Genomic DNA, 20,728 nt, shown 5'->3' with positions numbered 1-20,728 from the left:
GGGCGGCGCCGGGCGGCAGGACAGACGGCGCTCGCCCTCCCAGGCTCCCGTGGCCCAGGCTCCGCCGCCGCGCACCGTACCCCCATGGCCACCGATGCCGACCAGCCAAGACTCGGACCAGCCGCTCTGCGCGAGCTGACCCGCACCGGCGACGGCCCCCGCCTGCTGGACGTGCGCACCCCCGGCGAGTTCCGCACCGCGCACATCCCCGGCTCCTACAACGTCCCCCTCGACACGCTGCGCGAGCACCGCGCCGAACTGCTGCACCACCTCGACGAGGACGTCGTCCTCGTCTGCCGCTCCGGCGCCCGCGCCTCCCAGGCGGAGAAGGCGCTGGCCGAGGCCGGACTGCCCAACCTGCGCGTCCTCGAGGGCGGCGTCATGGCCTGGGAGGCCGCCGGCGGCACCCTCACCCGCGGCCCCGAGCGCTGGGACCTGGAACGCCAGGTCCGGCTCGTCGCGGGCAGCCTGGTGCTGGCCACCGGCATCGCGGGCGTGTTCGTGCCCGGAGTGCACCTGATCGGCACCGCCGTCGGCGCCGGACTGACCTTCGCCGCCCTGAGCAACACCTGCGCCATGGGCATGCTGCTGTCCAAACTTCCCTACAACCGCGGCCCGCGCACCGACATCGACTCGGTCGTCGCCGCCCTGCGGGGTGCCTCGTGATCGCCGTCATCATCGCCGCGTCCCTGCTCATCGGCATCAGCCTCGGCATCCTGGGCGGCGGCGGGTCCATCCTGACCGTGCCCATCCTGGTCTACCTGGCCGGGATGGAGACCAAGCAGGCCATCGCCACCTCCCTGTTCGTCGTCGGCGTCACCAGCGCCGCCGGTGTCGTCTCGCACGCCCGCGCGGGCCGTGTCCGGTGGCGGACCGGGCTCCTGTTCGGCCTGGCCGGCATGATCGGCGCCTACGCGGGCGGACGGTTCGCCGAGTTCATCCCCGGCACCGTCCTGCTGATCGCGTTCGCCCTCATGATGATCGCCACCGCCTTCGCCATGATCCGCGGCCGCAAGCAGCAGCCGAAGAAGGTCCACCACGAACTGCCCGTGATGCACGTCCTGCTGGACGGCATCGTGGTCGGCCTGGTCACCGGCCTGGTCGGTGCGGGCGGCGGCTTCCTCGTCGTCCCGGCGCTCGCGCTGCTCGGCGGACTGCCGATGACCGTGGCCGTCGGCACCTCCCTGCTGGTCATCTCCATGAAGTCCTTCGCCGGGCTGGCCGGTTACCTGGCCAGCGTGCACATCGACTGGGGCTTCGCCCTGCTCGTCACGGCGGCCGCCGTCGTCGGCAGCGTGATCGGCGGGCTGGTGGCCGGACGCATTCCGCAGAACGCGCTGCGCAAGTCCTTCGGCTGGTTCGTCGCGGTCATGGGCGTCTTCGTCCTCGGCCAGCAGATCAGCGCCGACCTGCGCCACACCCTGCTGACCAGCCCCTGGACGTGGGCCACGCTGGCCGCGGCGGCGGGCGTCGGGTTCAGCTGGTACACGCTGCGCAAGGCGGGGCGGTCGGCGAGCGGTGCGGACGGGCCGGACCTGGCGGTGCCCCGTTCCGCGAGGGAGGACACCGTGCACCAAGGCGACGGCACCCCCGTCTGACCACACGCGCCGGGGCGGTACCCCCGCCCCGGCGCACCCGGAACCCGGCCTGGAGGACCTGGAGGAGGTGCCCGGTGGACGAGTCGGAAGTCGTACGCGAGGAACGCGAGCAGCGTGAGCGGCGCGAGGAAGCGGACGCGACCGCGGCAGCGCTCGACTCGACGGCGGAGGTGCTCAACCGGCTGCGCCGCGCCCAGGGGCAGCTCGCCGCCGTGATCACCATGATCGAGGCGGGGCGCGACGGCAAGGCCGTGGTCACCCAGCTGGCCGCGGTCTCCCGGGCCCTGGACCGGGCCGGCTTCAAGATAGTGGCGGGCGCGATGCGCCAGTGCCTCACCGAACGGCACCGGGGACACACCCCGCCCCTGTCCGAGGCCGAACTGGAGAAACTGTTCCTGACGCTGGCCTGACGCCCCCGGGACCGCCCGGGCCGCGGCGGGCCGGCGCCGGCCCCTTTACGCGTACGGTCTCCGTCCGTACGACCTCCACCCCTACCACCTCCGCACGAAGGGACAGGCACACAGGATGGACGCAGAGGACTGGGACGCGCGGTACCGCGGCCGCGAGCTGGTGTGGACGGCACGGCCCAACCGGTTCGTCGAGGAGGAACTGGCCGGGCTGCCACCCGTCGGACGGGCGGTGGACCTGGCCGCCGGCGAGGGGCGCAACGCCGTCTGGCTCGCCGGGCAGGGCTGGGAGGTGGACGCCGTGGACTTCTCCGCCGTCGCGCTGGACAAGGCCGCCCGGCTGGCCGCCGAGCGGGGCGTGCCGCTGCGTACCGTCCGCGCCGACCTCACCACGTGGTCGGCACCCGAGGCGCCCTACGGCCTGGCGCTGATCGCGTACCTGCACCTGCCGTGGGAGCTGATGACGGGCGTGCTGCGGCAGGCCGCGCAGGCGGTGGCCGGGGGCGGCACGCTGCTCCTGGTCGGTCATGACGCGGCCAACCGCGAGCACGGCCACGGCGGGCCGCAGGACCCGCGCGTGCTCTACACGGCCGAGCAGGTCGCCGACGTGTGGCGGCCGTACGCCGACATCCTGCGGGCCGAGCCGGTCACCCGCGCGGTGACCGACGCGGACGGCGAGCGCCGCACGGCCGTCGACACGCTGGTGCGCGCGGTACGGCGCTGACGCCGTACCGCGCGCCCACGCGGCTCAGGAGGCCGGCTTGCCGGGCTTGATCGCCAGGTACCAGTCGGTGAGCTTGACGCCCTCCTGGGACAGGCGGGCATCCAGTTCCGCCTCGGTGCGCGGGGCGCCCAGGACCACGTCCTCGCCCGGACGCCAGTTGGCGGGGCAGGACACGCCGTCGCGGTCGGAGGTCTGCAGCGCGTCGACCAGCCGCAGGATCTCGGGGATCATGCGTCCGGCGTTCATCGGGTAGTACAGCATCGCCCGCACGGTCTGCTCCGGGTCGATGACGAACACGGCACGTACCGCGGCCGTGCCGGAGGTGTTCGGGTGGAGCATGCCGTAGGCCCGCGCGACGCGTGTGTCGAGGTCGGCGATGATCGGGAACGGGATGCGCACGCCCAGCTTCTCCTGGATGGCCCGGGTCCAGGCGAGGTGGCTGTGGACGGAGTCCACGGAGTTGCCGAGCAGGGCGGTGTTGCGGGCGGCGAACTCGTCGGCGAGTTCGGTGAAGGCGACGAACTCCGTCGTACACACCGGGGTGAAGTCCGCCGGGTGACTGAAGAGCACCAGCCAGCGGCCCGAGTAGTCGGTGAGCCGGACCGGGCCGTGGGTCGACTCGGCCTCGAAGTACGGTGCTTTGTCGCCGATGAGGGGCAGGCCGGCGGGGGCGGGCTGGGTCGGCTGGTCGGAGACGGTCATCGGAGGATCCCTCCCGGGCGATCACAGATGTCTGTATACCCCTTTAACGTATTTTCCGGATCCCACCCGGTTGGAGGGCCGTACGACCACCCGTCGGGGGCCGTACGGCCCTCTCCGCATCCCCGTTCGCCCCTTGAGTGTCCGGGACGGCCGGACCTCCCCGCCGGAGGGAACAATCCGCGTGTGCGCAGCGCTGTTCCTGATACCCCGCCCGGTATACGCGAAGGCGCCGACCGGGACCCTGACCGACTGGTCGTAGGAGTGTGAGGACGATGGCGACCCCGGAACGCACCCGGCCCATGGCGGCCGAGGACACCTCGCTCGTGACCGGCTGCGGACGCAGGATCGCCGTACGGTGCCTGCGGCTCGCGCCCGCGGACCGGCCCATCAGCCGGGTCACCCTGGACGTGGGTCCGGACCAGGGGGACGAGCACGGCACCTGGGCGGCGCTCACCGCCGACGAGGCCCGCGACCTGGCCCGCCTGCTCCTGCTGCACGCCGGCCTGGCGGACCGCCGCGCCTGACCGGACCGCCGCCCGGCGACGGGCGGGCCGCCGTCCTTGACCGGCGTGCCCGTCGCCGGGCGGAACGCCGCCCCTGACCGGGCCGCCGCACGCCGACGAGCGAGCCGCCGCCCCTGTCCGCCCCTGTCCGCGCCGCCGGGCCGCCGCGCCGCCGGCGAAGGTGCCATCCGCGGGTGCTCCCGGAGAACGACCGCCGGCACGCGGCGCGCCCCGCCCGGTGGGCCGGACGGGGCGCTCTCGCCAGGTGTGCCGCTCACGCTTCCTTCTCAGGTGTAGATGATCTGCCCGCCGGCCGCGTGTTCGTAGAACTCGCCGACCGTGATGACGCCCTGGACCTGCTCCACCAGGTCGTCCTTGTCCAGCTCGAACAGGTCGACGGATGCCTTGCAGGCGTAGATCCCGGCGCCGGTGTCGGAGATCATCTCGATGAACTCGGGGATCGGCGGGATGTCGAGCTTCTCCATCTTGCGTTCCATGTACCGGGTGACCATGTCGGGAACCCCCGGCAGGCCGCCCAGCAGGGTCGGCAGGTGCAGGCCCGGGTTGCCGACCGTGGCCAGCTTGATGTGCTCCCAGCGCTTCTTCGTGATGGCGTCCAGCCCGAAGAAGGTGAAGAACAGATCGGCCTCGATGCCCTCGGCGCGGGCGCCGTTGGCCATGATCAGAGCCGGGTAGATGCCCTCCAGGGAACCCTTGGAGACGATGATCGAGACCTTCTCGATGGTGGCGACGTCGGCCATGACTGCCCCCTCCTCAGATGCAGCCGCGCGGCTTGGGGATCCCGGCGATCTTCGCGGCTGTCTTCGCCGGACCCTTGGGGAAGAGCTGGTAGAGCTCCTTCACGCTGACGCCGGAGGTCTTGCCGAGGACGCGGACGGTGGGTCCGGTGCCCTTCTCGGCGTACTGGGCGCGCATGAAGCGGATGACCGTCCAGTGCTGGTCGGTCAGGGCGTCGATGCCGCATTCCTCGGCGATCTGCGCGGCCATCGGCTCGGTCCACCGGCCGGGGTCGGTGAAGAAGCCTTCGTCGTCGACCGGGACGGCGGTGCCGTCGTAGGTGGCGGTGGGCATGACGGTTTCCTTTCGCTCAGGCGGGGAGGTGGACCTTGCCGCGCTCGGGCATCGCCGAGCCGATGCCGGGCAGGTCCCGGCCCGGCAGGAGGCTGTGCCAGTACAGCCACTCGAAGGCCAGCTTGCCGAGGTGGTTGGCGTGCGACTCCTTCAGCAGCGGCAGCCCCAGCGCGGCCGGGTAGTGGCCCGGCAGCGGCTCGGTGTCGTAGTTGAAGTCGATCAGCAGGGCCTTGTGGAAGCCGGTCTCCACGAAACAGTTGGCGTGCCCGTCGAAGGAGGCGTCCACCGGCTGCCCGTCGAGGAAGCGGCTGATGTTGCGCACCAGCACCTCGCCCTCGAAGTGGGCCACCGATCCGGCCTTGGACGCCGGCAGACCCGCCGCGTCCCCGATGGCGAACACCTCGGGACGGTCCGGGTGCTGGAGGGTGTGCGGATCGACGGGCACGAAGTCCAGCTCGTCGCCCAGGCCCTCGGAACGTCCGACGTACGCGGCGCCGCCGTGCAGCGGGACGACGACCGCCAGGTCGAAGGGCACTTCGCGCTCGTCGTAGGAGACCAGCCGGCCGCCTTGGCCGTCGACCTCGCCGAGGGTGAACTCGGTGACCAGTTCGATGCCCTTGTCCGCCAGCAGCCCGCCCAGCGCCTTCGACGCGACCGGCTTGGTGAAGGCCGCGTCGAGCGGGGTGGCGTAGGTCAGCCGGACCTCGTCGCGCATGCCGCGCCGCTGGAAGTACCAGTCGGCGAGGAAGGCGAACTCCAGCGGTGCGACGGGGCACTTGAGCGGCAGGTCCGCGACGTCGATCACGACGCGGCCGCCGTCGAAGCGCTCCAGCGCCCGGTGCAGCGCGGTGGCGCCGGGCAGGTCGTAGAAGGTGAAGACGTTCTCGCCCCAGCCGGGGCCGGTCAGTCCCTCGGTCTCCTCCGGCAGCAGCCGGGCTCCGGTCGCCACCACCAGCACGTCGTAGGTCAGCCGGACGCCGCCGTCGAGGTGGACCGTGCGGGCGTCCAGGTCGACCCGCTCGATCGGCGCCTGCAGGTAGTCGACGGCGTGCAGCTGCCGCGGACGGGACCGGACGAGGTGGTGGGGCTGGGCGAGCCCGAAGGGGACGAAGAGCAGCCCGGGCTGGTAGAGGTGGTCGTCGTTCTGGTCGACGACCGTGATCCGGAGGTCGCTCTCGTCGTAGGCGCGGCGCAGGCGGTTGGCCGTCATGGTGCCGGCCGTGCCGCCGCCGAGAATCACGATGTGTTTGCCCATGACTCCACAGTGGCGCCGGGCAGGGGGCGCGGGCATGGGCCGCTGGTCCCGGGTCGGGTACCCACCGGGGTATGTTCCGCGGCCCGATCGCGGACCATCGGGCCCCTCGCCGGCCGCGAACACGCTGATGAGATACCCGCCAGGGTATATCGGCCCCGTCGCGCGGGGGACCAACGGTCCCCACCTCAGCCCGTCCGTCTCTACGTCCCGGCACCCCGCGTGCGGTCGACTGGGAGACGTCAGCGAGAGCGCATGCGAACGAGAGGGACCCGGCCATGACCGGCACCGCAGTACAGGACCCCGGCACGAACCGGCCGCGCGAGGCCGACGTGCAGCGATTCGAGGTCACCCACGTCGACCAGGACGCCTACGCCGTCGACATCCGCGGCCACCGGCTCCTGGTGGACCAGCCCGTCGCGGTGGGCGGCACGGACACCGCGCCCACACCGACGGAGCTGTTCGCCGCCTCCCTCGCCACCTGCGTCGCCTTCTACGCGGGCCGCTACCTGCACCGCCACGGCCTGCCCCGCGCCGGCCTGCGGGTGCGCACCGAGTTCACCATGGCCACCGACCGCCCGGCCCGCGTCGCCTCCCTGCGCGTGGTGGTCGTCCCGCCGCCGGAGCTGCCCGAGCAGCGCCGGGAGGCCCTGCTGGCCGTCGCCTCGCACTGCACGGTGCACAACACCCTGCACCACACGCCCGCGGTCGACATCGAACTCGAGGCGTGACCGGGACGCTGGAACAAATCCAGCCGGGCACCCGTTGAACCAGATACCCCAGTGGGTATACGAGAGGAGCGCGGCCCATGCCGACCGTCGAACTGACCAAGGACAACTTCGAGGAGACCGTCACCGGTTCGGAGATCGTGTTGATCGATTTCTGGGCCGCCTGGTGCGGACCGTGCCGGATGTTCGCCCCCGTCTTCGAGAAGGCCGCGGAACGCCACCCGGACATCGTGTTCGGCAAGGTCGACACCGAGGCGCAGCCCGAACTCGCCGGCGCCTTCCAGATCTCCTCGATCCCCACCCTGATGGCGATCCGGGACCGCACCGTGCTGTACGCGCAGCCCGGCGCCATGCCGCCGCAGGCCCTGGAGGAGCTGATCGGGAAGATCCGTGCCGCCGACATGGACGACGTGCGCCGGCAGGCGGCCGGGTCGGCCGGGCGCGGCTGACGGCCACGGCTCCGGCATGACGGGGCGCCCGCACCGAGGCTCGGTGCGGGCGCCCCGTCTTTTCTCTCCCGGCTCGACCGCTCGGCGGACAGGCGGGCTCCGCACACGGAAACGGGCGCCCGCACCGGTCATCGGTGCGGGCGCCCGTTTGCGTGTGCGGGCTCAGCGCTGGTTCCGCGCCCGGGAATCAGCGCTGTTCCCTGTGCGGGCTCAGCGGTGGTTCCCTGTGCGGGGCTCGGCGCCTGTTCCGTGCCCGGGGCTCAGCGCTCGTTCCCCGTGCGGGGCTCGGCGCCGGCTCCGTGCCCGGGGCTCAGCGCTTGCGCAGGGCCGCCAGCGCGGTGTCGAGGTCGGCGGTGCGGGGGCGGTTGTAGGGCAGCTTGGCCAGCATGACCGCCATGCCGCAGGTGTTCGTCAGGGCGGAGAAGACCAGGCCGCCCGCGATGCCGGCGGACAGGAGCAGGAAGGCCGGGTGCACCAGCACGCCGAGCAGGAGCCCGAGCAGGACCACGGTGCCGGCGGTGAAGCGCACCTGCCGCTCCATGCTCCAGGAGGCGCGCGTGTCGCAGGCGACGGGGCGCTGCAGGTCGTTGCCCTCGGAGGCCCAGGCGCCGGTGCCGCCCGCGAGGGTGGCGGTGACGATGCCCTCGGCGGCCAGCAGCTTGCAGGCGTTCTCCGAGCGGGCGCCGGAGGCGCACACCACGAGGACGTCGCCCTGCTCGGCGGCGTGGCGGATCTCCGGCAGCGCCCGCCGGATGTGGTCCAGAGGGATGTTCACGGCGCCCGGAAGGTGGCCGGAGGCGAACTCGCCGGGGGTCCGCACGTCGATGACGGTGAACTCGTGCAGCCGGCTGCGTGCCTGGTCGGTGCCGAGGGTGACGGGGGTGTGAGTGCTCATGGCAGAAGTGATCCTTATGGTCGACGTGTCCCGAACCGGGACGTACAGTACCCCTAGGGGTATTGCTTGAGGAGTGTGGGTCATGGAACTGGAGCTCGAGGCCGCGGACCTGAAGGCCGTGCTGAACCGACTGCGCCGGGCGCAGGGTCAGATCTCCGGCGTGATCCGGATGCTCGAGGAGGGCCGCGACTGCGAGGACGTGATCACGCAGCTCGCCGCCGCGTCCCGGGCGCTGGACCGGGCCGGGTTCGCGATCGTCGCGACCGGTCTGCAGCAGTGCATGGCGGGCATCGGGTCCGGCCGCACGGACGGTGTCGGCACCGAGGAGATCCGCACCCGGCTGGAGAAGCTGTTCCTGTCCCTGGCGTAGGGACCGGCCGGGCGGGCGGAGCGTCGGGCGGAAGCGGAGTACGCATCACAGCATCGCGTCGATCAGCATGAAACCGCCCACGGCCAGCAGCACCAAGGCGAAGATCCGTTGCAGCGTGGGCCCGGAGACCTTGCCGGCCAGCCGCTTGCCGTCCCACGCGCCGAGGATCGCGGCCGCGATGAACGGACCCACGACCGCCCAGTCGAGCGTGTCGACCGTGCCGGCGCGGGTCGCCAGCGCCGCCAGCGAGTTGACGGTGATGACCAGCAGGCTGGTGCCCACCGCGTTGCGCATCCGCATCCCGAGCACGCCCACCAGCGCCGGCACGGCGAGGAAACCCCCGCCGACGCCGAGGACGCCGGTGACCGCGCCGAGCCCGGCGCCGGCCGCCGCCGCCCGCCCCGGACGGACGTGCGCGACGGTGCCCGCCGCCTTGGCGGGCCGCAGCATACGGGCCGCGGCCACCGCGGCCACCACGCCGAAGGCCGCCATCAGCGCGGGCTCCGGAATGCGGTCGGCGAGCGCTCCGCCCAGCATCGCCGGGCCGATACCGGCCGCCGCGAACAGCAGTCCGGTACGCCACCGGACGTTGCCGTCGCGGGCGTGCGCGGACAGCGCGGTGACGGAGGTGATCGTGACGATGACCAGGCTCGCGGTGGTCGCCGCGACCGGGGTGAAACCGAGCAGGTAGATCAGGGCGGGGACGGCGAGGACGCTGCCGCCGCCACCGAGCGCGCCCAGCGCCAGGCCTATGACGGCGCCGGCGACGAGGGCGAGTATCACAGCACTCACGCGACGGTGCCCGCCTTGCCGCGCGAGTCCACCACCGGCAGTCCGGCCCCGGCCCAGTCCTGCATGCCGCCGACGACGTCCACGGCGTCCGTGCCGCGGGCGGCCAGCAGTTCGGCGGCCCGCCGGGAGCGGTTGCCCGAGCGGCAGATCACGATCAGCGGCCGGGACTGCGCCCGCGGGGGCAGGCCCGCCCCCGCGCTCAGTGCGGACAGCGGCAGGTGGACGGCGCGGGGGGCGTGTCCCGCCTGCCATTCGTGGGCCTCGCGGACGTCGAGCAGGACGGCGTCGCCGCGCTCGGCGGAATCGCCGTGGCCGGTGCGCCCGGCGGCCTCCTGCACGGTCACGCGGCCCGGGCCGCTCTTGCTGCGTCGGAAGATGCTCATCTCGGTGTCTGACTCCTGTTCCCGGATCTGTACGAAAGGCCGGCCCGGCCGCTGCGGCGTCCCGGCGCCGTCAGGCGGTGCGCAGCGCCAGCCCTGCCTTCTCGGCCGCGTCGAAGGAGTCGTCCACCGCGACGACGTCGCGGCCGACGGCGTCCAGCAGGGAGGCGGCGACGGCGGCGCGCATGCCGCCCGCGCAGTGCACCCAGACCTCGCCCTCGGGCACCTCGTCCACGCGCCGGTGCAGGGTGTGGACCGGGATGTGCACCGACCCCTCGATGTAGCCGCCCGCGCGCTCCGAGTCCCGGCGGACGTCGAGCACGACGACGCCCTCGGCCGGATACCGGAGGGCCAGGTCGGCGAAGACACCGCGGCGGAAGGAGGCCGGCGTCCCGCCCTCGGGCAGCCAGTCGGCGGGGCCGCCGGTGGCCGCGGCGGCCGGGCGGTCGATGCCCACCCGCACCAGTTCGCGCTGGGCGGCGGCGAGCTGCTCGGGCGACTCGGCGAGCAGGGTGACCGGCTTGCCCCACGGGATCAGCCAGGCGAGGTAGGTGGCGAGCTGCCCCTCGGCCTCGAAGTTGAACGACCCGGAGACGTGTCCCGCGGCGAAGGCGACGCGGTTGCGCAGGTCGACCACCCACTCCCCGGCGGCCAGCCGGGCGGCGATCTCCTCGGGGTCGGCGACGGCGGGCGGGGTGAGGTCCACGGGCGCGGGGCCGGCGGCGTTGGCCGGTCCCATGTGCGTGTAGTAGGCGGGGATGTCGTCCAGGCCGGCCAGCAGGTCGGCGACGAAGGTGTCCACGTCCCGGGTGAGGGCCTCGTTGGTGGCCTTCTCCTTGCCGATGGTCGTGGAGCTGCCCTCCGCCTGGGAGGAGGAGCAGAAGCTGCCGAATCCGTGCGTGGGGAGCACGGCCGTCTCCTCCGGCAGCTCGGCGGCCAGCCGGTGCGCGGAGGCGTGCTGGGCCCGGGCGAGGTGCTCGGTCAGCCGCGGCTCGACGAGGTCGGGCCGGCCCACCGTGCCGATCAGCAGCGAGCCGCCGGTGAACACCGCGACGGCCGTGCCGTTCTCCTCCAGCACGTAGGAGGTGTGGTGCGGGGTGTGGCCGGGGGTCGCCAGGGCGCGCAGGACCAGGCCGGCGCCGGGGTCGACGTCGGCGAGGTCGCCGTCGCGCACCGGTACGCGATCGAAGGAGACGCGGGCGTCGGCGGGCACGAGGTAGGAGGCGCCGGTGATCCGGGCCAGCTCCAGGCCGCCGGTGACGTAGTCGTTGTGCACGTGCGTCTCGACGACGTACGCGATGCGCACCCCACGCCGGGCCGCCGCCGCGATCACCTGGTCGACGTCGCGCGGCGGGTCGACCGCAACGGCCGTCCGCTCGCCGCCCGCCAGGTAGCTGCGGTTGCCGAGCCCGGACAACTCGATCGTGTCGACGAAGAACACGAAGTACTCCCTTCGAGTGATTCACTTACCCCGGGGGGTATGTCTACGAAGGTAACATGAGTACCCCCTGGGGTATTTCCAAGCGCGGGAAAAACCCGGGAAACACTTCACGAGTACCTCGCCCACGGCAGGACACCCGTCCCGCGGGCACGCCGACGAGAAAGGCCGACACCATGCGCTACGACCGCACCGTGCACCTCGACACCGACTTCGCCGCCGCCGTCGCCCGCACCCGCGACGCCCTCGCCGCGCAGGGCTTCGGCATCCTCACCGAGATCGACATCACCGCCACCCTCAAGGCCAAGCTGGACCACGAGATGGAGGACTACGTCATCCTCGGCGCCTGCAACCCTCCCCTCGCCCAGCGCGCCCTGGACGCCGACCGCAGCATCGGCCTGCTGCTGCCCTGCAACGTCGTCGTCCGCCGCGACGGCGACCGCACCGCCGTGCAGGTCCTGGACCCCGGCACCATGGTCGCCCTCACCGGACTCGACGCCCTGCGCCCCGTGGCCGAGGAGGCCACCCGCCGCCTGGACGCCGCCCTCGCCGCCCTCACCGCGGCGGAAGCGGAGAGCTGACGCGGACGGCCGGAGTCCACGGACGGCGGAGCTCCGCGGCCGGCCGGGCCGCGCCCCCGAGAAGGAGAACGTCCGATGAAGGCAGTCCAGGTCGTCGGCTACGGCCGCGCCCCCGAGATGACCGACGTCCCCGCTCCCGGGATCACCGGCCCGCACGACGTGATCGTCCGGATCGGCGGCGCCGGCGTGTGCCGTACGGACCTCCACATCCTCGAAGGGCAGTGGGCCGAGAAGTCCGGCGTGACGCTGCCCTGCACGATCGGGCACGAGAACGCCGGCCGGGTGCACGCGGTCGGCGACGCCGTCACGAACGTCGCCGAGGGCGACAAGGTCATCCTGCATCCGCTGATCACCTGCGGTCTGTGCCGGGCGTGCCGGCGGGGCGACGACGTGCACTGCGAGCAGAGCGCCTTCCCCGGCATCGACACGGACGGCGGCTACGCCGAGTACCTGAGGACCTCCGCCCGCAGCGTCGTACGCCTCGACGGCTCCCTGGAGCCGGCCGGCGTCGCGGCCCTCGCCGACGCGGGCCTGACCGCCTATCACGCCGCCGCCAGGGCGGCCCGGCGGCTGCGGCCGGGCGACCGGTGCGTGGTCATCGGCGCGGGCGGGCTCGGGCACATCGGCGTCCAGGTGCTCAAGGCCCTCACGGCGGCCGAGATCGTCGTCGTGGACCGCAGTCCCGACGCGCTGGAGCTGGCCGGGTCCGTCGGCGCCGACCACACCGTGCTCGCCGGGGGACGGCAGGTGGAGGACGTCCTGGAGCTGACGGACGGACGGGGTGCCGAGACCGTCGTCGACTTCGTCGGCGAGGGCGGCGCGACCCGGGACGGGGTGCGCATGCTGCGCCGGGCGGGCGACTACCACGTGGTCGGGTACGGGGAGAACCTCGACATCCCGACCATCGACATCATCTCGGCCGAGATCAGCTTCGTCGGCAACCTCGTCGGCTCCTACAGCGACCTGTGCGAGCTGATGGTGCTCGCCGCGCAGGGCCGGGTCCGGCTGCACACCACCGAGTACCCGCTCGACCGCTTCCAGGACGCCCTGGACGACCTCGCCGCGGGCCGGGTCCGCGGACGCGCGATCCTCGTGCCCTGACCCGCGCCGGCCGGGAGGCGGGGCGCGCCGGACCCGGCGGCGCGTCGGACCCGGCGGCGCCTCGCACCGGGCCGTCCGGCCGGGACCGGTGGCCGTTCGGTGGCCGTTCAGCGCCGGGGCGGGGACTCCGCCGTCAGCAGGGCCAGGTGGGCGAGGTCGCCGGGTGGCGGCGTCGTCATCGACCACAGCGGCGCCGGGGAACCGTAGGCGACCGCGGCCGGCGCGTCGGTCAGGTTCATCCGCTCGCGCAGGCGGCCGTAGAAGTCCATCGGGCCCAGCCGGACGGCCCGCAGCCGGCGCGGGGCCGCGTACACGCCGATCCAGTCGCCCGGGTCGAGGACACCGCGCAGCTGGCCGTCGATGCTGACCGCGGCCTGGCCCGACCGCTCGAGGACCCGCAGCCCGATGGGTTCGTCGGGCGCCGTGACGACCGACCGGTCGAAGGCCATGTGCGGGGCGACCGGCGTGAAGACGAGGGCCTCCGCGCGCGGCGAGACGACGGGCCCGCCGGCGGCGAAGCTGTAGGCGGTGGACCCCGTCGGGGTGGCGACCAGCACCGCGTCGGCCGAGTAGGACGCGAGGAGCCTGCCGGAGATGTAGACCCCGACCGAGACCTGACGGTCGCGGGCCAGCTTCTCCAGGACGATGTCGTTGAGCGCGGTGACGTGCAGCGGGATGCCCCACTCGTCGTCGGCCGCGCACTCGGCGCGCACCTGGGGAGGCGGCAGCAGCGGTCCCCGGCCGTGGCGGACCAGGGCGTCCACTCCCGGCGGCACCTCCAGGCGCCGGGAGGCACGCAGGGTGAGCAGCATCCGGCTGTCGGTCCGCAGCCGTCCCTCGCGCACCGCGTCCAGCGCGGAACGCACCCCGGCGGCCGGCACCTCCGTCAGGAAACCGAGCCGGCCCAGGTCGACCCCCAGGACCAGGGCGTCGTTCTCGGCGGCGAGCCGGGCACCGCGCAGGAACGTGCCGTCGCCGCCCAGGGTGACGATGAGGTCGGGGTCGCCCGCGGCCTCGACCTCGTCGCGGGCGCTGCGCCGCCCGCCGTCGCGCCAGACGTCGATGTCGGTGCAGCGCACCGCGTGCTCCTCGCACCATCCCCGGACCACACCGGCCGCCTCCGTCGCCGCCGGGCGCCCGCTGTGCACGACCAGGCCGATCCGGCCCACTGTCACGTCCACGTCTGCCTCCAGGGCGTCGCGGCCACCGGGACACCGACCCCGTAAGGGCTCGGTACCCAGCCGCACCGGGTCGTACCGGTTCCGCCGGCGGCGCCCTGCCGGCCGGCGCATCAGGACCGGCGCCCCCGGGCCCACCCGGCCGGCAGGCCGGCGTCGCGGGCCGCGTCGGGCCGATCGGCGGGCGGGCCGCCCAGCGGCATTCCGCTCCGTGACGCGCCTGATGCCGGACGTCAGGGCGTCCCGGCAGGCCGGGGGCGGATCTGCATTCCGGGGCGGCGGCGGTGGACGGTGAAGTAGGTGATGCCCTCCTCCCCCGCGGCCAGGCTGCGGGTGGACCCGTGGGGCAGCCACAGCACCGTGCCCGGGGTCAGGTCCTGGGGCCCGCCGCCCGCCGGGGTGTCGACCGTTCCGGAACCGGCGACGACCGTGACCAGCACGTCCAGGTCGGGTTCGGTGTGGGTGGCGATGCGCTCGCCCGGCGGCAGCCGTACGAGATTGGCGTCGAGCTGGCGCCCGCTCTCCGCCAGCTTCCAGGCCACCTCGACGGACTCGGGCGGCCGGCCGGTCAGCGCCCGGGCGTCGCACAGGATCTGCGGGAGTGGCTCGGATGGCATGGGACTCCTCGTGGGGCCGGGTCTTCCGGCCCTAATTATTACAGGTACCATTTGGAAAAATTCCAGGACCAGGACCAGGACCAGGACCAGGACCAGGACCAGGACCAGGACCAGGACCAGGGATCGAGAGCGGGAACGGACGCGGGTGCAGGGAGGCCGGAGCGACATGTCCACCGGGCGGGAGAGCCCTCGCCGTCGCGAGGTGCTGGAGGTGTTGCGGGCCGCCGCGGCACCGCTGGGTGTCACGGACCTGGCCGAGCGGATGCGGGTGCACCCCAACACCGTGCGCTTCCACCTGGACGCCCTGGTGAGCGAGGGCCTGGTGCAGCGGCGTACCGAGGAGCCGTCGGGCCGCGGACGGCCCAGGACCGTCTACGCCGCGGAGCCGGGCATGCACCGGGGAGGCACACGCGAATACCGGCTCCTGGCGCAGGTGCTGCTCAGTCAGCTGGCGTCCACCGGTCCGGAGGCGCACCGGGCGGCCGCGGAGGCCGGCCGGGCCTGGGGCGCCTTCCTGGTCGATCCGGCACCGCCGCTCCGGCAGCCGACCGCCGGGCAGGCCGCCGACGGACTCGTCGCCCTGCTGGACGACCTCGGCTTCGCCCCCACCGCCGAACACGACGGGGGCGCCGAAGCGCCGCAGCGCATCCGGCTGCGGCACTGCCCCTTCCTCGAACTGGCGGAGGAATACGGGCAGTTGGTGTGCCCGCTCCATCTCGGCCTGATGCAGGGGGCGTTGGCCGGACTGCGCGCTCCGCTGGACGCGGTCCGGCTGGAGCCGTTCGCCACCCCCGACTCGTGCGTCGCCCATCTCCGGCCCGCGCCGGCCTGACGGCGCGCACCCCAGTTCCTCTTCCTGAGCCCTCCGAGAAAGGCAACACCTCGATGAACACCACGTCAGCCGCCGCCGCGGGGGCAGTCACCTTCGTCTGGCTCGGTATGGTGCTGGCGATCTCCTTCCTGGAGGCGCCGCTGAAGTTCCGCGCCCCCGGCGTGACCGTCCCCCTCGGCCTGGGCATCGGCCGGCTGGTGTTCCGGGCGCTGAACTCCGTAGAGGCCGTCCTGGCCGTCGCGGTGATCGTCGCGGTCGCCGTGGGAGACCCGACGGCGTGGATCGTCGCGTCGACCGTCGTCGTGACCGCCTCGCTCGCCGGGCAGCTGACCGTGATCCGCCCCCGTCTCAACCGCCGCTCCGACCGCGTGCTGGCCGGTGAGGAGTTGCCCCGCTCACGCGGTCATCTCGCTTATGTGGCCGTGGAGTCGGTCAAGGTGGTCGCCCTGCTCACGCTGGGCGTCAGCCTCCTCGCGGTCTGACCGCGGCTCCTCGCGGTCTGACCGCGGGGCGGTGCGTCACGCGTCCGGCGTATCGGCTCCGTCCTGCCCGGCCCCGTACGCCGCGCTCCCGGGCGCGCGGGGGGTGCGGGGGGTGCGGGCGCCGTCGGGACCGTAGCCGAAGCGGATCACCACCTGCGGGTGGCACCGACGCCACGCCGGGCCGCTGGCCGCCCGCAGGTCCGGCCACTCCATCGCCTGGTGCAGGAGCGAGGTGCGCACCCCGTGCGCGGTCGCGGTGAGCAGCACGCGCTGCAGTGCCTGACCGGCTCGCAGCCAGTTCTCGCGCCGGTCGTGGGTGGTCCACAACAGGGCGAAGTGGGTGTGGCGTTCGAAGCGCAGGGCGGGCAGGCGCAGAGCAGGCGGCAGCGGTCCCGTGAAGTCCCGCATCGGCACCCGTCCGGCCGCGTCCCGCGGGCCGAGGGCCGTGGCCGGTATGCCGTACGGGGTGGCCGCTCCCGGGGCGGTGATCCAGGCGCGGCTCTCGGCCGTGCGCAGCGGATTGACGTGGTTGCGGGCCTCGGCGGCGGCGGTCAGGCGCAGCAGGCGCCGGGTTCCGGCGATGTCCGGCAGGTACAGCCGGGCGCCCTCGGCGTGCGCCGCCGCGCTCATCTCCGCGACGACCGGTTCGGGCACCGGGCGGCCGGTGAACGGCATCCGGCTGGTGTGCCGCCGCGCGATGGCGTCGTAGAGGTCGGGCTCGGGGGCACGGCGGCCGTCCTCGTCGAACGGGCCGGCCAGGTGGACGACGGCCAGCAACGCGGGATCGGCCGGGTCCGGCAGCAGTCGCACCCGCGGTTGCCGGCCCATGCGGGCGGCCGCGAGGCGGAGGTTGAACACGGCCGCGCCCACCGACAGGTACTGGGCGCGCCGGAGGGGGTCGGCCAGCGGCAGTGACCGCTCCGGCGCCGGGCGGACCTCCAGCGCCCTGTTGTCCGGGTCCAGCCGGAAGCGCCAGGGCTGGGTGTTGTGGATCGACGGCGCCGCCACGGCGGCCGCCAGCAGCGTCTCCAGGTCAGCGGCGTCCAGGACTTGGGTGCGCACGGTGTCTCCTCCCTACTGCGGGCGCCCCGACCGTCCGTAGGTGAGTGCGGACCGGGACGGGGCGGCGTCCGCGGGCTTGTGCTGTGCAGGGTCAGTCGCGGCCGAGGCGGAGCCGCCAGGTCTCGGGACCCCGTTGTCGGCGGCCGCGTGCGGCAGCGGTTCGCGCTCGCGGAAGGCGACGAGGCCAGCGAGGATCCGCCCGGCGGCCCCCGGATCGTGGTCCACGGCGGCGAGCGGCGCCGTCACCCGTCCGGCCGACTCCCCGGCCAGGAGGGCGCGGTGTGCCTCGGCCGTCTCGAGAGCGGCGGCGTCCTCGGGCGCCGACGCCAGGGTGAGAGCACTCACGGCTTGCCTCCAGCGGTTCACGGCCGGAGTTTCCGGCCAGTGCGGTGGGCCGACTCGTCCGCCACGCCCCGACGCGGCCGGCGCTCCCGCCGACGGCGTTGAGCGGGGCGCCGACGCCGGGGCGTGGCGGACATCCGTCCGGCACGACGGGTGGGACGACCGGACGGTGACCGGGCCGGGGCCGCTCTGCCGCGACCACTTGGACACGAGGAGACGTGGCCGGGGCATCCGTACCCGGCGGTCCGGTGGCTCCCGGCCGGTCGGTGACCAGCATCATCGCGCCGCCCCCGCCGGGTCCTGGGCCGGACGGTCCACCGGCCCCGGCCCCCCGGCCCCCGCTTCGGCCCGCGGAACAGGGCCGAACGGCCGCCCCGGAAGGGATCTTCGGCCCGGGTGGGACCCGGCCGGCGGCGGTTAGCCTCCGGGATCATGAACAGCGGCCCCTCCCCGCCGCTGCGGACGTCCGTCCCGGCAGGCCCGCCGGTGCACCGCCCGGTGACCGCGGCGCCGACGCCGGGCGGACGGACGGCACCGCCCGCGCGGGCCGCGGCGACGCCCAGCGCGGCGGCCACGCCCGTGGCCGGGCCCGCGGACGGCGCCCCGTGCACGGGCATGGCCGTGGCCGCGGGCGCACCCCCACGCGATCCGGCTCCGCCCCTGTCTCCGGGTATACCCCTGGCCCTGGCCCTACCTCTGCCTCTGCGCATGCCTCTGCCTCTGCCTCTGCCTCTGCGCATGCCTCGCCGCGGCGGCGTTCAGCGGGCGATCACCCAGTCCGGCATCCAGGTGCCGGCGGCGTCGTGACCGGGCGTCGCGGCGGCGAGGTGGGCGCGGAGGGTGGCCAGCGCCGGGTGGGGGTTGTCGCGGTGCCAGAGCAGCGAGTGCGGGTAGACGGGCGTGGGGTCGGTCACCGGGATGCGGCGCAGGCCGTGGCCGGCGGGCCAGACGAGCCGGGTGTCTCCGCCCATGAAGGTGGCCAGGGCCGGGGTGTCGGCGACGGTGTCGAGGAGCGCGTCGGAACCGAAGTTGGGGCCGGTCGCCTCGATGGTGAGACCGAACCGGGCGACGAGGTCGTCGTAGTAGGCGGCCCACTCGGTGCCGGGGACGATGCCCGGCATCCAGATCCGGTGCCCGGCGAGCCGGGCGAGCGGCACCGAGCGGGCGCCCGCCAGGACGTGGGCGGGGCCGGTGAGGAGCTGGAGCGGCTCGTCGAGCACCCGGACGGAGGCGATGTCCTCGGGAAAGGGCCGGCCGGGCGCGGCGACGGCACGGAAGGAGGCGTCGATCTCGCCCGACCGGATCGCCGCGACGGCCGTCTCGATGTCGAACAGCATCACCACGTCGAGGTCGATGTCGGGATGCGCGCGGTGGAAGCCGCGCATCAGGCCCGAGGCCGCGCCGCGCGAGGCGATGATGTCGACGCGCAGCGGGCGGTGGCCGGTGCGCACGGACGAGACCGCGCGTTCGGCGACGCGCAGCAGCTCGCGCGCGTGGGGCAGGAACGCCTGCCCGTCGATGGTGAGTTCGGTGCCGCGCGGGGTCCGCGTGAACAGCCGCACGCCGAGGGCGCGCTCCAGCGCGGCGATGCGTTTGGAGACGGCCTGCTGGGTGACCGCCAGTTCGGCGGCGGCCTGCTGGAACTGCCCCGCGTCGGCGGCGGCGACGAAGGTCCGGACGGTGTCGAGGTCCATGCCGACACCCTAGGGACACAACCGTCGGTTGTGTCCGGCGGCTGAGCGGTTGTTTGATCCCTGGTCGCGCAGCTCGCTTTGATGCTTCCGGTCACGGATCGGTTGTGCGGGCGACGAGGGGCTTCGGACATGAGGAGCGGGCAGCGGGTGGGACATCCGCCCGGGCACCGGCTGGGGCGGCGGTTCGGTTGGCTCTGGGGAGCGTACGGGACCAGCGCGCTCGGCACCTGGCTCGCCTTCGGGGCGTTCCCGCTGATCGCCGTCCGGGTGCTGCACTCCGGGCCGGCCGAGGTCGCCGCGCTCTCCGCGGCGGGGGCCGCGGTGGGCGCGGCCGTGGCGGTGCCGCTCGGCCCGTGGGTGGAGTTCCGCCGCAAGCGGCCCGTGCTGATCGCGATGGACCTGGCGCGGTTCGCGGCGCTGCTGACGGTCCCCGCCGCGTTCGCGCTCGGCGTGCTCACCTTCCTCCAGCTCCTGCTGGTGTCGGTCGTCGTCGCGGCGGCCGACATCACCTTCCGCGCCGCCTCCGGCGCGTACCTGAAGACGCTGCTGCCGGCCGAGGACCTGCTCGTCGCCAACGCCCGCTTCGAGTCGACGACCTGGACGACCACGATCATCGGTCCGCCGCTGGGCGGCGCGGCGACCGGACTCCTCGGGCCGGTGGCGACGGTGGTGGCCGACGCGGTCAGCTACCTGCTCTCGGCCTTCGGCATCCGCGCGATGGGCGGCCGGGAGCAACGTCCCGAGCGCCCCGCGGCCGCGCGCCTGCGGGCCCGGGACCTGCTCGACGGCTGGCGGTACATCCTCGCCGACGCGACGCTGCGTCCGCTGTTGGGCAACACCGCCCTGTTCAACGGCCTGGTGATGGCCGTCCAGCCGCTGCTGGCCGTCCTGATGCTCGGCCGGCTCGGGTTCGCACCGTGGCAGTACGGCCTCGCCTTCGCCGCGCCCTCGATCGGCGGGCTGCTCGGTTCCCGGGTGGCCCGGCCGCTCGTCACCCGGTTCGGGCAGCACCGGGTGCTGGTCACGGCCGGGGCGCTGCGCGCGGTCTGGCCCGTCGGCCTGGCCTTCCCGGGGCCGGGCGCCGGAGGGCTGCTGCTGGTGACGGGCGTCGAGTTCGGGCTGATCCTGTGCTGCGGGGTCTTCAACCCCGTCCACGCCACCTACCGCCTCCGGCGGACCGCGACCGACCGGGCCGCCCGCACACTGTCCGCCTGGGCGGTCACGACCAAGGCCTCGGCCGCGCTGCTGACGGCCGTCTGGGGCCTGTTGGGGAGCGTGCTCGGCCCGCGTACGGCCATCGGCCTGGCCGGCGTACTGCTGCTGGCGACCCCGCTGCTGCTCCCCCGCCGCGCGGCAGCGCTTCTCCGCGAGCCGGAGCCGGAGCCGAAGCCGGCGCCGGGCCGCCCGTGAGGGTCAGCCCCCGCGGCCGGCGCCGCGGCCGGCCGACGGGTGCCCGGTCCGGAGGTCGCGGTCCGCCGTCTCGCGGCGCCAGTCGTGGCGGCCGGCCGA

General features: G+C 74.2%; 26 protein-coding genes. 13 read left to right on the top strand and 13 right to left on the bottom strand.

Features of this window, described 5'->3' with window-relative positions; translation table 11 throughout:
- Window positions 1–84: 84 nt before the first annotated feature.
- From VKA29_RS15155 to VKA29_RS15140, 4 genes are all read left to right on the top strand, one after another.
- On the top strand, window positions 85–666 hold the full coding sequence (locus tag VKA29_RS15155) for a rhodanese-like domain-containing protein (RefSeq protein WP_324786065.1): 582 nt from the start codon (window positions 85–87) through the stop codon (window positions 664–666).
- Window positions 663–1,598: a sulfite exporter TauE/SafE family protein gene (locus VKA29_RS15150; RefSeq protein ID WP_324786063.1), complete on the top strand. Its 936-nt coding sequence runs from the start codon at window positions 663–665 to the stop codon at window positions 1,596–1,598. The genes VKA29_RS15155 and VKA29_RS15150 overlap by 4 nt, the downstream gene beginning before the upstream one ends.
- Window positions 1,599–1,768: 170 nt before the next feature.
- Window positions 1,769–2,008 carry a metal-sensitive transcriptional regulator gene (locus VKA29_RS15145; RefSeq protein ID WP_324786092.1) on the top strand — a complete coding sequence of 80 codons (240 nt, stop codon included), beginning with the start codon at window positions 1,769–1,771 and terminating at the stop codon, window positions 2,006–2,008.
- A gap of 115 nt (window positions 2,009–2,123) precedes the next feature.
- The gene (locus VKA29_RS15140; protein ID WP_324786062.1) at window positions 2,124–2,729 is read left to right on the top strand and encodes a class I SAM-dependent methyltransferase; all 606 of its coding nucleotides are present in this window, start codon (window positions 2,124–2,126) and stop codon (window positions 2,727–2,729) included.
- A 24-nt stretch (window positions 2,730–2,753) separates the two neighbouring features.
- Here VKA29_RS15140 and VKA29_RS15135 read toward each other — a convergent pair whose 3' ends face one another.
- On the bottom strand, window positions 2,754–3,431 hold the full coding sequence (locus VKA29_RS15135) for a peroxiredoxin (protein WP_324786061.1): 678 nt from the start codon (window positions 3,429–3,431) through the stop codon (window positions 2,754–2,756).
- A gap of 272 nt (window positions 3,432–3,703) precedes the next feature.
- On the opposite strand from VKA29_RS15135, the gene VKA29_RS15130 reads away from it, so the two are divergent.
- Window positions 3,704–3,955 (top strand): hypothetical protein, encoded by a 252-nt coding sequence (locus tag VKA29_RS15130; protein WP_324786060.1) that lies wholly within the window; start codon window positions 3,704–3,706, stop codon window positions 3,953–3,955.
- Window positions 3,956–4,221: 266 nt separating this feature from the next.
- Here VKA29_RS15130 and VKA29_RS15125 read toward each other — a convergent pair whose 3' ends face one another.
- Genes VKA29_RS15125 through VKA29_RS15115 form a run of 3 tightly spaced genes read right to left on the bottom strand, consistent with a single transcriptional unit; the run spans window position 4,222 to window position 6,281 of the window.
- On the bottom strand, window positions 4,222–4,695 hold the full coding sequence (locus VKA29_RS15125) for a DsrE/DsrF/DrsH-like family protein (protein WP_324786059.1): 474 nt from the start codon (window positions 4,693–4,695) through the stop codon (window positions 4,222–4,224).
- A 13-nt stretch (window positions 4,696–4,708) separates the two neighbouring features.
- Entirely contained in the window at window positions 4,709–5,026 is a 318-nt protein-coding gene (locus tag VKA29_RS15120; protein WP_324786058.1) for a TusE/DsrC/DsvC family sulfur relay protein, read from the bottom strand.
- 16 nt (window positions 5,027–5,042) lie between these two features.
- Window positions 5,043–6,281: an FAD/NAD(P)-binding oxidoreductase gene (locus VKA29_RS15115; protein ID WP_324786057.1), complete on the bottom strand. Its 1,239-nt coding sequence runs from the start codon at window positions 6,279–6,281 to the stop codon at window positions 5,043–5,045.
- A 275-nt stretch (window positions 6,282–6,556) separates the two neighbouring features.
- On the opposite strand from VKA29_RS15115, the gene VKA29_RS15110 reads away from it, so the two are divergent.
- Window positions 6,557–7,009 carry an OsmC family protein gene (locus VKA29_RS15110; protein ID WP_324786056.1) on the top strand — a complete coding sequence of 151 codons (453 nt, stop codon included), beginning with the start codon at window positions 6,557–6,559 and terminating at the stop codon, window positions 7,007–7,009.
- Window positions 7,010–7,086: 77 nt separating this feature from the next.
- Entirely contained in the window at window positions 7,087–7,455 is a 369-nt protein-coding gene (gene trxA / locus VKA29_RS15105; protein ID WP_324786055.1) for a thioredoxin, read from the top strand.
- A 310-nt stretch (window positions 7,456–7,765) separates the two neighbouring features.
- Here the strand turns inward: trxA and VKA29_RS15100 are convergent, their stop codons facing one another.
- Window positions 7,766–8,350, bottom strand: coding sequence for a rhodanese-like domain-containing protein (locus tag VKA29_RS15100; protein ID WP_324786054.1), 585 nt, complete (start codon window positions 8,348–8,350; stop codon window positions 7,766–7,768).
- Between the two features lie 82 nt (window positions 8,351–8,432).
- Here VKA29_RS15100 and VKA29_RS15095 point away from each other — a divergent pair, with 82 nt between their 5' ends.
- A complete protein-coding gene (locus VKA29_RS15095) occupies window positions 8,433–8,720 on the top strand; it encodes a metal-sensitive transcriptional regulator (RefSeq protein ID WP_324786053.1) in 288 nt (95 codons plus the stop codon).
- A gap of 45 nt (window positions 8,721–8,765) precedes the next feature.
- Here VKA29_RS15095 and VKA29_RS15090 read toward each other — a convergent pair whose 3' ends face one another.
- The 3 genes from VKA29_RS15090 to VKA29_RS15080 all read right to left on the bottom strand — a co-directional run bounded on the left by VKA29_RS15090 (window position 8,766) and on the right by VKA29_RS15080 (window position 11,333).
- The gene (locus VKA29_RS15090) at window positions 8,766–9,512 is read right to left on the bottom strand and encodes a sulfite exporter TauE/SafE family protein (RefSeq protein WP_324786052.1); all 747 of its coding nucleotides are present in this window, start codon (window positions 9,510–9,512) and stop codon (window positions 8,766–8,768) included.
- The gene (locus tag VKA29_RS15085) at window positions 9,509–9,895 is read right to left on the bottom strand and encodes a rhodanese-like domain-containing protein (RefSeq protein ID WP_324786051.1); all 387 of its coding nucleotides are present in this window, start codon (window positions 9,893–9,895) and stop codon (window positions 9,509–9,511) included. Before VKA29_RS15085 ends, VKA29_RS15090 begins: the two co-directional genes overlap by 4 nt.
- 70 nt (window positions 9,896–9,965) lie before the next feature.
- The gene (locus tag VKA29_RS15080; protein ID WP_324786050.1) at window positions 9,966–11,333 is read right to left on the bottom strand and encodes an MBL fold metallo-hydrolase; all 1,368 of its coding nucleotides are present in this window, start codon (window positions 11,331–11,333) and stop codon (window positions 9,966–9,968) included.
- A gap of 173 nt (window positions 11,334–11,506) precedes the next feature.
- On the opposite strand from VKA29_RS15080, the gene VKA29_RS15075 reads away from it, so the two are divergent.
- Window positions 11,507–11,911: a DUF302 domain-containing protein gene (locus VKA29_RS15075; protein ID WP_324786049.1), complete on the top strand. Its 405-nt coding sequence runs from the start codon at window positions 11,507–11,509 to the stop codon at window positions 11,909–11,911.
- A gap of 75 nt (window positions 11,912–11,986) precedes the next feature.
- The gene (locus VKA29_RS15070; RefSeq protein WP_324786048.1) at window positions 11,987–13,012 is read left to right on the top strand and encodes an NAD(P)-dependent alcohol dehydrogenase; all 1,026 of its coding nucleotides are present in this window, start codon (window positions 11,987–11,989) and stop codon (window positions 13,010–13,012) included.
- A gap of 107 nt (window positions 13,013–13,119) precedes the next feature.
- Here the strand turns inward: VKA29_RS15070 and VKA29_RS15065 are convergent, their stop codons facing one another.
- Window positions 13,120–14,187 (bottom strand): NAD(+)/NADH kinase, encoded by a 1,068-nt coding sequence (locus VKA29_RS15065; protein WP_324786091.1) that lies wholly within the window; start codon window positions 14,185–14,187, stop codon window positions 13,120–13,122.
- Between the two features lie 236 nt (window positions 14,188–14,423).
- Window positions 14,424–14,807: a hypothetical protein gene (locus tag VKA29_RS15060; protein ID WP_324786047.1), complete on the bottom strand. Its 384-nt coding sequence runs from the start codon at window positions 14,805–14,807 to the stop codon at window positions 14,424–14,426.
- A gap of 166 nt (window positions 14,808–14,973) precedes the next feature.
- Here VKA29_RS15060 and VKA29_RS15055 point away from each other — a divergent pair, with 166 nt between their 5' ends.
- Both VKA29_RS15055 and VKA29_RS15050 read left to right on the top strand, forming a co-directional pair.
- A complete protein-coding gene (locus VKA29_RS15055; protein WP_324786045.1) occupies window positions 14,974–15,639 on the top strand; it encodes a helix-turn-helix transcriptional regulator in 666 nt (221 codons plus the stop codon).
- Window positions 15,640–15,692: 53 nt separating this feature from the next.
- The gene (locus VKA29_RS15050; protein ID WP_324786044.1) at window positions 15,693–16,121 is read left to right on the top strand and encodes a hypothetical protein; all 429 of its coding nucleotides are present in this window, start codon (window positions 15,693–15,695) and stop codon (window positions 16,119–16,121) included.
- Between the two features lie 36 nt (window positions 16,122–16,157).
- Here VKA29_RS15050 and VKA29_RS15045 read toward each other — a convergent pair whose 3' ends face one another.
- The 3 genes from VKA29_RS15045 to VKA29_RS15035 all read right to left on the bottom strand — a co-directional run bounded on the left by VKA29_RS15045 (window position 16,158) and on the right by VKA29_RS15035 (window position 19,219).
- Entirely contained in the window at window positions 16,158–17,183 is a 1,026-nt protein-coding gene (locus VKA29_RS15045) for an Acg family FMN-binding oxidoreductase (RefSeq protein ID WP_324786043.1), read from the bottom strand.
- Window positions 17,184–17,195: 12 nt separating this feature from the next.
- Window positions 17,196–17,528 (bottom strand): hypothetical protein, encoded by a 333-nt coding sequence (locus VKA29_RS15040; RefSeq protein ID WP_324786042.1) that lies wholly within the window; start codon window positions 17,526–17,528, stop codon window positions 17,196–17,198.
- A gap of 755 nt (window positions 17,529–18,283) precedes the next feature.
- Window positions 18,284–19,219: a LysR family transcriptional regulator gene (locus tag VKA29_RS15035; RefSeq protein WP_324786041.1), complete on the bottom strand. Its 936-nt coding sequence runs from the start codon at window positions 19,217–19,219 to the stop codon at window positions 18,284–18,286.
- Between the two features lie 129 nt (window positions 19,220–19,348).
- On the opposite strand from VKA29_RS15035, the gene VKA29_RS15030 reads away from it, so the two are divergent.
- Entirely contained in the window at window positions 19,349–20,629 is a 1,281-nt protein-coding gene (locus VKA29_RS15030) for an MFS transporter (protein ID WP_324786040.1), read from the top strand.
- The last annotated feature ends 99 nt before the right edge of the window (window positions 20,630–20,728 follow it).

It is taken from the genome of Streptomyces sp. H51 (assembly GCF_035656535.1).
GTDB lineage: Bacteria > Actinomycetota > Actinomycetes > Streptomycetales > Streptomycetaceae > Streptomyces.
Note: the sequence above shows the minus strand (reverse complement) of the source record. Positions and strands in the feature narration are given on the sequence as shown.

Coding starts and splice junctions, on each gene's coding strand:
- VKA29_RS15135 (WP_324786061.1), bottom strand. CDS start 3,431: ATGACCGTCTCCGACCAGCCGACCCAGCCCGCCCCCGCCGGCCTGCCC.
- VKA29_RS15050 (WP_324786044.1), top strand. CDS start 15,693: ATGAACACCACGTCAGCCGCCGCCGCGGGGGCAGTCACCTTCGTCTGG.
- VKA29_RS15055 (WP_324786045.1), top strand. CDS start 14,974: ATGTCCACCGGGCGGGAGAGCCCTCGCCGTCGCGAGGTGCTGGAGGTG.
- VKA29_RS15100 (WP_324786054.1), bottom strand. CDS start 8,350: ATGAGCACTCACACCCCCGTCACCCTCGGCACCGACCAGGCACGCAGC.
- VKA29_RS15110 (WP_324786056.1), top strand. CDS start 6,557: ATGACCGGCACCGCAGTACAGGACCCCGGCACGAACCGGCCGCGCGAG.
- VKA29_RS15140 (WP_324786062.1), top strand. CDS start 2,124: ATGGACGCAGAGGACTGGGACGCGCGGTACCGCGGCCGCGAGCTGGTG.
- VKA29_RS15095 (WP_324786053.1), top strand. CDS start 8,433: ATGGAACTGGAGCTCGAGGCCGCGGACCTGAAGGCCGTGCTGAACCGA.
- trxA (WP_324786055.1), top strand. CDS start 7,087: ATGCCGACCGTCGAACTGACCAAGGACAACTTCGAGGAGACCGTCACC.
- VKA29_RS15070 (WP_324786048.1), top strand. CDS start 11,987: ATGAAGGCAGTCCAGGTCGTCGGCTACGGCCGCGCCCCCGAGATGACC.
- VKA29_RS15130 (WP_324786060.1), top strand. CDS start 3,704: ATGGCGACCCCGGAACGCACCCGGCCCATGGCGGCCGAGGACACCTCG.
- VKA29_RS15035 (WP_324786041.1), bottom strand. CDS start 19,219: ATGGACCTCGACACCGTCCGGACCTTCGTCGCCGCCGCCGACGCGGGG.
- VKA29_RS15120 (WP_324786058.1), bottom strand. CDS start 5,026: ATGCCCACCGCCACCTACGACGGCACCGCCGTCCCGGTCGACGACGAA.
- VKA29_RS15115 (WP_324786057.1), bottom strand. CDS start 6,281: ATGGGCAAACACATCGTGATTCTCGGCGGCGGCACGGCCGGCACCATG.
- VKA29_RS15155 (WP_324786065.1), top strand. CDS start 85: ATGGCCACCGATGCCGACCAGCCAAGACTCGGACCAGCCGCTCTGCGC.
- VKA29_RS15075 (WP_324786049.1), top strand. CDS start 11,507: ATGCGCTACGACCGCACCGTGCACCTCGACACCGACTTCGCCGCCGCC.
- VKA29_RS15085 (WP_324786051.1), bottom strand. CDS start 9,895: ATGAGCATCTTCCGACGCAGCAAGAGCGGCCCGGGCCGCGTGACCGTG.
- VKA29_RS15125 (WP_324786059.1), bottom strand. CDS start 4,695: ATGGCCGACGTCGCCACCATCGAGAAGGTCTCGATCATCGTCTCCAAG.
- VKA29_RS15060 (WP_324786047.1), bottom strand. CDS start 14,807: ATGCCATCCGAGCCACTCCCGCAGATCCTGTGCGACGCCCGGGCGCTG.
- VKA29_RS15030 (WP_324786040.1), top strand. CDS start 19,349: ATGAGGAGCGGGCAGCGGGTGGGACATCCGCCCGGGCACCGGCTGGGG.